The 10,999-nt window shown below is 44.8% G+C and carries 8 protein-coding genes and 1 pseudogene; 4 read left to right on the top strand and 5 right to left on the bottom strand.

Annotation, left to right across the window (positions count from 1 at the left end; translation table 11 throughout):
* The first annotated feature begins 776 nt into the window (after window positions 1-776).
* Window positions 777-2,225 carry a Tic22 family protein gene (locus QUB30_RS31955; RefSeq protein WP_333342094.1) on the top strand — a complete coding sequence of 483 codons (1,449 nt, stop codon included), beginning with the start codon at window positions 777-779 and terminating at the stop codon, window positions 2,223-2,225.
* Here QUB30_RS31955 and QUB30_RS31950 read toward each other — a convergent pair.
* Window positions 2,197-2,904 carry a GIY-YIG nuclease family protein gene (locus QUB30_RS31950; protein WP_333342100.1) on the bottom strand — a complete coding sequence of 236 codons (708 nt, stop codon included), beginning with the start codon at window positions 2,902-2,904 and terminating at the stop codon, window positions 2,197-2,199. The genes QUB30_RS31955 and QUB30_RS31950 overlap by 29 nt on opposite strands.
* A 302-nt stretch (window positions 2,905-3,206) precedes the next feature.
* Between QUB30_RS31950 and QUB30_RS31945 the strand changes: the two genes are divergently transcribed.
* Both QUB30_RS31945 and QUB30_RS31940 read left to right on the top strand, forming a co-directional pair.
* A complete protein-coding gene (locus QUB30_RS31945; RefSeq protein ID WP_333342092.1) occupies window positions 3,207-3,701 on the top strand; it encodes a hypothetical protein in 495 nt (164 codons plus the stop codon).
* 237 nt (window positions 3,702-3,938) lie between these two features.
* Window positions 3,939-4,433, top strand: coding sequence for an FAD-dependent monooxygenase (locus tag QUB30_RS31940; RefSeq protein ID WP_333342090.1), 495 nt, complete (start codon window positions 3,939-3,941; stop codon window positions 4,431-4,433).
* Between the two features lie 289 nt (window positions 4,434-4,722).
* Here the strand turns inward: QUB30_RS31940 and ltrA (QUB30_RS31935) are convergent.
* Both ltrA (QUB30_RS31935) and QUB30_RS31930 read right to left on the bottom strand, forming a co-directional pair.
* Window positions 4,723-6,432, bottom strand: a pseudogene (gene ltrA, locus QUB30_RS31935) (group II intron reverse transcriptase/maturase).
* 792 nt (window positions 6,433-7,224) lie between these two features.
* Complete coding sequence (locus QUB30_RS31930) at window positions 7,225-7,761, bottom strand: tyrosine-type recombinase/integrase (protein WP_333342098.1); 537 nt, start codon at window positions 7,759-7,761, stop codon at window positions 7,225-7,227.
* Between QUB30_RS31930 and QUB30_RS31925 the strand changes: the two genes are divergently transcribed.
* The gene (locus QUB30_RS31925; protein ID WP_333342088.1) at window positions 7,676-7,849 is read left to right on the top strand and encodes a hypothetical protein; all 174 of its coding nucleotides are present in this window, start codon (window positions 7,676-7,678) and stop codon (window positions 7,847-7,849) included. The genes QUB30_RS31930 and QUB30_RS31925 overlap by 86 nt on opposite strands.
* Window positions 7,850-8,037: 188 nt before the next feature.
* On the opposite strand, the gene ltrA (QUB30_RS31920) is transcribed toward QUB30_RS31925, so the two are convergent.
* Together ltrA (QUB30_RS31920) and QUB30_RS31915 are read right to left on the bottom strand one after the other, a co-directional pair.
* A complete protein-coding gene (ltrA, locus tag QUB30_RS31920) occupies window positions 8,038-9,699 on the bottom strand; it encodes a group II intron reverse transcriptase/maturase (protein WP_333342086.1) in 1,662 nt (553 codons plus the stop codon).
* A 619-nt stretch (window positions 9,700-10,318) separates the two neighbouring features.
* Complete coding sequence (locus QUB30_RS31915) at window positions 10,319-10,918, bottom strand: group II intron maturase-specific domain-containing protein (RefSeq protein ID WP_333342096.1); 600 nt, start codon at window positions 10,916-10,918, stop codon at window positions 10,319-10,321.
* Window positions 10,919-10,999: the final 81 nt, after the last annotated feature.

Genomic DNA, 10,999 nt, shown 5'->3' with positions numbered 1-10,999 from the left:
TCTCGCTGCTTGTTTATTTCCCCATGATGATGCCTCTCAACCCGCTTGTCAATAGCCTTTGAGATGCGCTTACCCTGAATGCCCAACCGAGCAATTAGGGTTGAAAACACAATTGGATAAATTTTGAAAATTAGAAAAATTGAGAACCATAAAATAGCCACAAATAGCAGCTAAACAAGCAAGCATCCCAGGTTAGATTTGGCTTTAATAATCCAGCTAGATACCCCTTCTCTATTGATGGCAAAATTATTGTATAACCAGCGTGTCAATCGTTGTTTTAGGAAATACATCGCGCTACTTTAGTAGAAGGAATATTTACGTTTTTTATTTCCTATCAGGCTAACTTTACGCATTTAGATAATCACTCCACACCAACATTTTTTTATCTATCTTTTAGAGAGACAATGCTTGATATGAAATTAATTAACATCATTCCACAGGCGAGATGATAAGTCAATTCATAAATTCATTGTTTGAATTCATAAAAGTCATAACCTTAATTTCATAAAAGTCATAACCTTAATTTCATAAAAGTCATAAATCTTACTAATTCCTAAGATCGCCTCCAACTGAATTCGGTATTATTATTCACGCTCGCCCAATGTTCCAAAGCCTCTGTGAGGCCCACCGCCGCACAGAATGTTATAGTTTTAGCGATCGCATTAAATAAAGTTCCCCCAGCTTGATAACTGATGCCAGCGGAACAAAACTCTATGGCTCCGTACTGCTGGCATTAAAACGAATTTAATACGGATTTAACACGGATTAATACCACCATGTCTAATTTAGTTAAGGTTAACTTGCTAGCTTCCTCCGAAGCGGGAAATCTAAAAGCATTAGCACTGTCTAATACACAAATTGACGAAAAGCTGCGCCCGGTGCCCGTGTTTACGATTACAGACGCGACTGGTGCGCCCCTGATCGCTTCTGTTCCCAAAAAAGGTGAGGGTCAAAGCGGCAATGATTCAGTGGCAGGAATTTTTATCAGCCAGCAGGATGCTCAAGCTTTTGTCGATCGACTGAAAACTACAAACCCTCAGTTGGCGGCTTCGGTGCGGGTGATGCCGGTGTCGCTGGGGGAAATTTACCAGATTTCTCAAGCAAATAAAGGCAAGCCGGAGGAGGTGCAATTTTCTTACGTTCCGGCGCAGCAGCAGGTGCAGTCGGCTAAAACTGTACTTCAGCAGACTGGTCAACAGGTTAACGAGTTCAACGGTGTACCTCTGTTTTTGGCCAGAGGCGGCCCGGAAAATGGTTATTTGACGATTCAGCGGGGTCAGCAAGAGGTGATTCCCCTGTTTTTTAACAAGGAAGAACTGCAGGAACTGGTGGAGCGCTTCAAGCAGCAGCAGCCCAACCTGAGTGCCACATTTAAGATTGAGGTGGTGACTTTGGAGAGCGTTTTGAAAGCTTTGCGTACTGAGGACGGCCCGTTCTTGAACCAATTGATTTTGGTACCGCCACGGGAGTCGCTGGATTTTGTGCGCGAGGGTTCTGGAATTATCACAGACTTTGAGCAGTTGAGCGTTTTTAATAACTTATTGACTGCATCCGCTAGCGGGCGTTTTCTTGACTTAACTCTTGGCAATGATTTATTTCAAATACCTCCAAACAGTGGGACTCAATTTCCTGGCGGCGTGCGAGCCTTAGACGGTAACGATACCGTGAGTGGTTCATCAGATGATGATGTAATTAATGGAAATGGTGGTAGCGACTTGCTGCGCGGCGGCGCTGGTAGCGACTTGCTGCGGGGTGGCAAAGGCAGCGATTTAATTTTCGGAGATGATGGCAGCGATCTTCTCAGCGGCGGTCAAGATAATGATAGTCTTTCCGGCGGAAGTGGCAGTGATTTTTTGCGGGGAGGTAGAGAAAATGATACTCTCAACGGCGGCGAAGGCAATGATTTTTTATTAGCCGATGCAGGTTTTGACATTCTTACTGGCGGCGGCGAAATAGATACTTTTATTATCAAAACGGATGTTGATGCAGGCGTGCGGGATGCAAAGAAGGCCGATCGAATTACCGATTTAAATCAAGGGGATAGAATAGCGCTCGCAGGCAGTATCATTCTTAATGACCTCAATTTCAATGCGGAGGGTGCAAACACGTTAATCTTGTTAGCTAATGGCGACATTTTAGCCAATGTTTTAAATGCAGCACCCGCAACTGTTCGCAGTGCCACATTCATCGCATCCACTACAGATTCGATTCTGAACTTGGGGTAATAGCGATCGACCTTCGCAATGTGTAGCCCAGATAAGTATTGCACAAGTCGATCACCTCCAACTCAACATCGCTGGGGTCTTTGGGTTCCATATCGTACAAATCGCATAGCACAACCTTGACGTTGGGAAACACAAAATACTCCGTCAGTTTACCAATGCGATAATTAAACGCTTTGTAGCGGTGTTTGAAGTACAGTTCCACATTCCCCCGGTGTTCCCACAACCCTAGCAAATTGACAACCACATCCGAGTAATGCGCTCTCACATCCCTCTGCACTTCGGCGATGCGTTCCTCGATCGGTCGAGCGGTAATTCCAATTTTATAGAACGTGTTCCCGTCAGCTTTCACCTCAAGGAAATAGAGCGAGTTCACCAGAATCCGACGAAGCTGCGCTCGATAAATCAGCAAATCAGCCCGTCGCTCTTCCAAACAGAATAACCCCGCAGATAAAGCAATCTCTACAGAGCCTTCTAACTTCATTAACTCTGACAACAGCAGGGGTTCTTGAACTGAGTTGAACAGCGCCAGGGGAAGAGCGCCGACGGGGATTTTACCCAAGTCGGTAAACTCATAAGAGCGATCGCCCGACGACTCCAGCAATCCTTTGAGTTCCCACCGCTCGTTTACCAAGTCTTTGGGAATCGATCGCTTTTGAGCCCCGTACTCTTTCCACAGCACCTTCAATTGCTCTAATTCCCCGCCTTTAGTTGGATGTTGTTACTTATTGCTAGATGAGCGTTCGGCAGAGCGTTCTGAGAGGACGGGACAATTTATTGTAGAGCCTCCGTTTGAGATTGCCAGGAGTTTCAGTGAAGCTAGCAGCAGTCGATAAAAATTCAAAATTCGGCTATTTGAACACAGCGAGTCAGCAAGTAATTCCTCACCAATTTCCCTTCTGAACGGCAGTTTTTTTGAAAGGTTCATCTCCCTCACCAGTCAATTTCCTAAATTTTTTCATGTTGTACAGCTCACTCAATAATATGACTTCAATATCAAAGGTAATTATCATCGGCGGTGGAATTGGCGGTCTGACCCTAGCCCGTGCCTGTCTTGATGTCGGCATTGCAGTTGAACTATACGAGAAGCGCGGTTTGGATGCTATGCTCTCAGGGCCCGGAGGCATATTCATCCAACGCAATGCTTTGCGCGTCTACAAGCTCTTGCAATCAGGGCAGATTTACCAGCGCTTTTACCGTTCGGGAGGCCCGATCCTTAAAGGTGGGTTTTTTGACCAAAAAGGGAAACCCCTCTACATTAACGCTCCTCAATTCATAGGCGAAGATGACTTGGGTGTGTGCCTCTTGCGACCTGAACTTCAGCAGATTTTATTGGAAGCCTTGCCAGAGGGAACGGTGCGAACTGGCGCTGCCTTTGAGGAATTTGAGGACGCGGGCAACGGCATTCGGGTATTGTTCTCTGACGGTCGCACTGCCGAGGGTGACATCTTAGTAGGTGCTGATGGTCTTTACTCCTAGGTACGGGCTAGTCTCAACGGTAGGGAGCGGTTAGAGGAGCCGGAGTACAGCGGGACTTGCTGCTGGAGAGGCTACTTCGATCGCTCTGGCTTACCGCTCGATTCACAATACAGTTGGGCCGAATTCTGGGGTCAGGGCACTCGCTTTGGCTACTTCGATGTCGGTGGCGGTCGGTTTGCTTTCTATGCTTTCAACAACACCCCAGCGGGCGGTAATGACGATGCGCTGGGCGGTTCCTTGAATGCCTTGCGCTCCCTGTTTAAAGGCTATGCTGACCCAGTACCAGCTATCATCGAAACTCTCGACGGGGAGAAGATTTACCGAGATGATATTGTAGATCGGCCACCGCTGGGAACCCAATGGGGGCAAGGGCGAGTTACCTTAATCGGGGATGCCGCGCACCCAGTTCAACCGAATCTCGGTCAAGGGGGCTGTATGGCGGTGGAAGACTCCTTTGAACTAGCTTCACTGCTATTTACTAGCAAAGCTGGTGGCGATACTGTTCCTTCCCTATTGCGGCAGTTTGAAGCCAGCCGCGCTCAGCGAGTTACTCGCGTATTCAATAGTTCCAGACAAATAGGCAAATTGGGGCAGGCGGATACGGCTATCGGATGTTTGTTGCGGAACGGCATTTACAAGCTTACTCCGGCAAGGTTGGCCGACTTGCAGTTCAAATGGTTGTTTGATTACCAACCTCAATGGAATCAGACCCGTACAAAGCATTCAGAATAAGCAAGGCAGCGAGGAAACGTGAAATATCTGTCAGTTTCCCAATGCGGTAATTAAGTTCTTTGTAGCGGTGTTTTTAGTTTTTCTCCCCGCCACTCCATCAATGCCCGTCAGTTCACCACCAAGAGAGCAACACCAAATTTTAGCCACATCGCCTGTCAATTCTCCTTTGAGGTTAGAGTCGATAGGAGCGTTACCACTCCTACCTCTCCTTCAGAACGGAACGTGATACTTTCGCATCATTCCGCTCCTTGATAATTCCATCCTTGTTATGGATACGATTCAAGACACGCTATCGGGTTTTGACACTTTGTTTAGAGTGTATTGACCCATCTGTTGCAGTCTTTGTGTCGTGGCAGTGTTTATGCAGAAGTTGTAGGTTGTCGTAGGTATCCTTTCCACCTAACGAGATTGGTTTAATATGGTCAACTTCTACAATGTCTGTACTGGTAAAGTACAAACCACAGTGAGGACAAATACCCTTTTGACGCTTGATTAATGATGCAACCCTGTTAGGAGTTTCTGGGTATTCACCTCTTCGCTTGCTCCAATAAGTCCAGTTTCCATCAAATGGACTGGCAACAGCCTTTATTTGGATATGCCTTACGATTAGCGTATCTGAATGTTGTTTTAATTCCAATCCATTCTCGGTGCTGAAACACCAATTACGGTCGCCTACTGTTCTCCAGTATTTGTCCTTATTGATGGTCCCGTTTCCCCTTCTTCTTGCCCAAGCTCTTAATTTATCGTATGTTAGTTTATCAACATTGTTAAATGTTTTCTTGCTAACAACTGTTGAGTAATAGTTTGATCATCCCCTAATTATTGGATTTAGCCTACTAATTAAAGTAGCTTGGGGGGCAGTCTTATGGGTGTCTATTACTTCAGCAATTTTTGATAAATGACTTTTGACTTTGGCTTTTGAGGGTGTAATTAGTGTAGTAAAACCTAGTGGGGTTCCGTGTGGATTAACGGCACATCTGTAGTTTCCTGTTTTGTGCTGTTGTATGTGGAACCCTAAGAACTCAAACCCAACATTTCCATCTATTTCGTTAAGGGTGTGGGTTAATCTTGTTTTACTTGGTTTCAATTCCAATCCCATATCACTTAACCAATCAGCAATTATCTCTTTACACTTTAAGACTACGTTCAAATCCTCATGGATTATCACAAAATCATCTGCATACCGGATTAGACTAAGAGCAACGCGGTTATCCCGTTTTTTCCCTTTTAGTGTTTCCGCGTATTGCTTAACTCTTGCTTCCATACCATGTAGGGCAATATTCGCAAGTAATGGAGAAATTACCCCACCTTGTGGTGTACCTTCATTAGTAGGAAAGAGATTTCTTTGGTCACAGTATCCTGCCTTGAGCCAAGTTCTTACTTGCTGTCTCATAGCAGGAAATGTGGCTATTTTTGTGAGTAATGCTTTATGGTCTATACGGTCGAAGCATTTAGCAATATCAGCATCAAGCACATATTTGGCTTTTTGTTTAATGCTGTTAAATATTGCTCCAATCGCATCGTGACAGGAACGTCCTGGTCTAAAACCATAAGAGTTAGGTTCAAACTTTGCCTCCCACTCTGGTTCTAGCGCCATCTTACATAGCGCTTGCAATGCACGATCGTTGATTGTGGGTATTCCTAATGGTCTAGTTTCGGTTGTTCCGGGTTTGGGAATATTAACCCTACGAGTGGGTTTTGCCTTGCCTTCCAACTTTAACTTACCAACCAGGTTAGTACGTTGCTTTGGGGTCAGCGATTTCACGCCATCCACACCAGCCGTATTTTTACCTTTGTTATCTTGTGTCACCCTACGCACAGCAATACATTTTGCAGACCAAGACCTAATCAGGGTCTTCTGAAGTTTGCGAACTGCTTTAACATCACCACGTTCACTCGCTTGGAATATTCGCTTTTGCAACTTAAAAGTCACCCGTTCTAGCTTTCGCCAGTTGATGTCTTTCCACTCCACCGTCTGATTGTTCAGCGTTTTAGATATATGCTTTGCTACTTGTTCTATTCCTTTGGAAATACCCTGTATCTGTCAGCATATCCACACCATTACAGTGAGGCATTCGCTTTTGATACAATCCCTCTCCCTTAAACCATTCGTTAGCTACTTACTGAACATCGACCTCTTCAGAGATTTAAGAGAGTTACTTCGTTCCGATTACATATTGATTGAGTCTTTAGCTGTGATGCTCTCCACCGGGATTACGGGCGGTGCCTATAAGTTAGATCCGGATCCACTTATGCCCTATCCTTGCCTTTTGGCTTGGTGTTGGTCAGGGATTCTTACCGTATTTTTTCGACGGGTTCACCATTGACGCGAGCCGTTACACCATTCATACATTACGATGGTTCAGACACATCTTTGCTTTCGCTACGCTTGGACTCTCGCTCAACAGTTACCAGTTTTGGCTACCAGTAGTTCTGCCTTTTAACCCCGCTTTAGTCTATTGGTTGCTACCCAACAAACTAGGGGGTATGCTTTCACCTCTGCACTTGAGGGATGGGACTTACCGCACAGCGGTTCACCCATAAATGTAATCAGTTATCACCAGTTTTTATCAACTGGGCTAACCGTCCCATAACCTTTCCAGCTTATTTTAGGTTAAACGAATCGCACCCGGTTTTGGAGATGCACCCGCTCCACATGACCGACGATTTTAACAAATCCAGGGGTTAGGGCTTCTGCCTTGGGAAAGAAAGCGATCGGCACTCGATGCTCTTGATGCGCGAGTGTCAATCCAAAATCTAAAATCTAAAATCTAAAATCTAAAATTGCCCGTCACCAGTCGGGAATTTCTTGGGCCGCGTCGTCGGATGGGGGTTGTGACAGTTGCTCTCTCGCTAACGGCACGGCCGACAATTCATCCTCTACAGGGGGAAATGTAGCTTTCCCCCTGTAGGACAGCATGGAAAGACTTGCGATCGCTCCTTTGACTTGATCTGGCTTCACCTCTAAGTAATGCTGCAACTGTTCGAGGTTACTGTGACCGCTGATTTCTTGAATAATCCGCAGCCCAATTCCGGCGTTGCTCATCTGGGTGAGAGCCGTCCTCCTAAAACTGTGGGTGGAGGCTCCCTCGATGCCAACCCGCTCGAACGCTTCTCTCAAAATCTGATCCGCTGAGTTGGTGTGCAGATGCTTCCAGTGGTGGTTCGGGTGGCGGCCTGGGAATAAATAAGTCTGACCCGCGTGGGGTTTCCAAGATGTCAGGAGACTCCGCAAATCTTCAATGACCGGAATCGTTCGGGTTTGGAGTTGGCCTTTGGTGTTGACGAAAGCGGAAGTTGATTGTAGGTCGGACTGTACAAGAGGCAGTGTAAATATCGATCACTTCCAGGGAACAAGCTTCGGCAATGCGGCAGGCGGTGTAGAGGCAAACGCCGAACAAGGTGCGATCGCGTGAGGTCTGCAAACCTTTGTAAAACAGCAGTTCGATTTCCTGTTGGTTAGAGTCGATTAGGGAGTTACCCCCCTAACCTCTCCTTCAATTAGAGTCGATGCCTGTGTTACCACGGGACACCTCTCCTTCAGAACGCGGACGTGCAGCTTTCACTGCATCCGGCTCCTAGTCTGACACCTAATAAGTCGGGTTTAACCCGCTGTTCGGACTCTCACCTGACCATGAACGGTCTGATGCTGGTGACATTCACGATGTAGAACTTCCAAATTTATAGGTTTCCAATTGTCATGGTTGCCGTCGATATGGTGTAATTCTGCAATATCACCTGAAATGAACGATAGATTACATTCTGTACATTTGTGATTCTGTTTCTTGAGAAGTCGTGCCGTTATCCCATCGTAGTGAGCATTCTCTCGTTTTGACCAGTAAACAAAATCGCCATCATAGGGTGATTTATCTCCCTTGACAATGACAAACTTGCAGGCTGACCAACTAACTGCAGGAATTGCTCTTTTTATAACCTTATTGGTTTGATAACGATTGTATCTTCCTTGTTTCCGAATGAATTTCCATAACCAATAGCGCAGTGACCACAGGTTGTGTTGACTCATATCGCAGAATCTATGGTAATTTCTCCACCCTCTTACTACCGAACCACACTTGTTGATGCGATGTTCGAGAGTGAAACGACTATCTTTTATCACTTCTTTAACTTTTGCCTTAATGCTAATTGTAGCTTTTTGACTTGGTGTTGAAATGAATTTACCATTGGGTTTAACTGAGAAGTTCCACCCAAGGAAGTCGAAACCATCTGTACTATGTACGACTTTGGTTTTGGCTTCTTTAACTTTTAATCCTCTTGTTTCCAAGAATTTATCAATGTGTCCTCGGAGGGGTTCAGGGTCGTCTTCTGGTTTCAGAATAAACACCACGTCATCCGCATAACGAAATCCAGTAATAGTGTCTATATATCTGCCACCATTTCTGATTTTTAATCTGACCTCATGACCAACGTTCTCTAATCCGTGAAGGACTATATTTGCTAGTAATGGGCTGAAAACTCCACCTTGGGGCGTACCGGATTCTGATGAAGGAAATTCTCCTCTGACTCCAGCTTTTATTGCCCGAAATACCCCTTGCTTTGCTGCCTTTGGTAGTTGGACTGATTGCATTAAGAATTTGTGGTCAATCTTGTCGAAACATTTTTCAATATCCAATTCCAAAATTCTTTTTTCTAACCCATTACTGCTAGAGTTTAGATTATTGAATAATTGTCTCTGAATATCATGGCAGCTTCTGCTAGGTCTAAACCCATAAGAATGAGCGTTGAACGTAGCTTCTGCTACTGGTTCCAAGGCATATTTGATGAGACATTGATATGCTCTGTCGCTAATGGTCGGGATTCCTAGTCCTCTTTTAGTTCCGTCTACTTTGGGGATGTACACTCGCTTTAGGGGGTGATGTTTCCATTGCTTCCAGTTCTTAACTAACACTTCAAATAGTGCCAGTCTTGGTGAGGGTTCGAGGGCTTTCTTTCCGTCCACCCCTGCGGTTTTCCGTCCAGTATTTAACTGGGTCACTTGCCGAACAGCAAGCAATTTCGCTGCTCTGGAGCTTAATAAAAGTTTCTGAAGCTTACGCACTAGGAACACGTTACCGTTCTTCTGAGCCTTGAATATTCTCACTTGTAGGCGAAACACAATTTTCCGCAGCTTGCGCCAAGGAATTGATTTCCATTTATCAACTGGATTTAACTCCGTTGCCATAACATTCTCTACGCCTGAATGAACATTTTCTATGTAAACCGTACCCAGTTTTCCAAGAGTCCTTATTTCTTGAATTTTTGAGTACATCTTACCAACTCTACCCGCTAACCCTTATTTAAGGAGTCCACAATTTGAAAAGTTAATCTTCTAAAATTGAAGGTTGAAAGAGCAGTTTTATTCGTTCCTCTGTTGAGTTATTTTGTAGTTTTAGGTTCTCTCATTTCGCCCACGATTTCCCAGAATTGCATTTATCCAGTTCAAAATAATGCGGGTATTTTCACACTTGAAGTGTTATGTTGTGTCGTTGTTCGACCTTGATTTCGGTCGTTCACGCTCAGACGCTTTTTCCGAGAGTTCAACTAATGTTTAACCTTGACTACTTACCTATACGAGTTGCTCCCATCTCAGGTTTGTTATTCTCGTTCTGTCCCCAGCTTCATTTTTAGAGTTTGTTCTCTATCCATGTGGGCAGTTTTGGCATCACGCCATTCCTAGCGGGTAAGACTTGTCAAATTTGAGTTTGACGCACTCACACTCAACTGAAGTTACCTTTACTATCTTTTAGGGCTTGCACCCAAGGCGGCGTAAAGGCTCTAATCCCCTAACCCATACAGGCTAGTTTCCTAGAAACGAACCGCACGAACCGGACGTGAGACTTTCGCCTCATCCGGCTCCTTGATAATTCCATCCTTTTCATGGATACGATTCAAAACGGTTTATCGTCATGATTCTTATTTAGAGAACCATCTGATGCCGTCTTTGTGTTGTGGCAGTGTTTGTGTAAAAGTTGTAGGTTATCGTAGGTATCTTTACCACCTAACGATGTTGGTTTAATATGGTCAACTTCTACAATGTCTGTACTCGTAAAGTACAATCCACAGTGAGAACAAATACCCTTTTGTTTTTTGATTAATGTTGAAACTCGGTTAGGAGTTCCAGAGTATTCGCCTCTTCGCTTACCCCAATAAATCCAGTCTCCGTTATACGGACTAGCCCCGCCCTTGACTTTAATATGCCTTACAATTGGCGTATTTTGATGGGTGAGTAATTCTCTTCCTTCTTCGGTACTAAAACACCAATTTCGGTTGCCTACTCTTCTCCAGTATTTAGCCTTGTTGATGCCCCCTTTTCCCCTCGTTTTTGCCCAGGCTCTTAATTGATCGTAGGTTAAGTGGTCAACCTTTTGAAAGGTATCTTTACTAACGACTGTGGAGTAATAGTTTGACCATCCCCTAATAATTGGATTCAGCTTGCTAATTAAGGCAGCTTGTGGGGCGGTTTTATGGGCGTCTATTACATCAGCAATCTTGGCTAGAGCGTCGGTACAGTATTAGAAGTTGACAAAAAAAGAGATATATGAATTTACCCGGTCAAGGAATCCAACTCT

Origin of the sequence: Microcoleus sp. BROC3, from assembly GCF_036702515.1 — a bacterium.
Lineage (GTDB): Bacteria > Cyanobacteriota > Cyanobacteriia > Cyanobacteriales > Microcoleaceae > Microcoleus.
This window is presented reverse-complemented; position numbering and strand designations above follow the sequence as displayed.

Coding starts and splice junctions, on each gene's coding strand:
- QUB30_RS31955 (WP_333342094.1), top strand. CDS start 777: ATGTCTAATTTAGTTAAGGTTAACTTGCTAGCTTCCTCCGAAGCGGGA.
- QUB30_RS31925 (WP_333342088.1), top strand. CDS start 7,676: ATGACCGGAATCGTTCGGGTTTGGAGTTGGCCTTTGGTGTTGACGAAA.
- ltrA (WP_333342086.1), bottom strand. CDS start 9,699: ATGTACTCAAAAATTCAAGAAATAAGGACTCTTGGAAAACTGGGTACG.
- QUB30_RS31945 (WP_333342092.1), top strand. CDS start 3,207: ATGACTTCAATATCAAAGGTAATTATCATCGGCGGTGGAATTGGCGGT.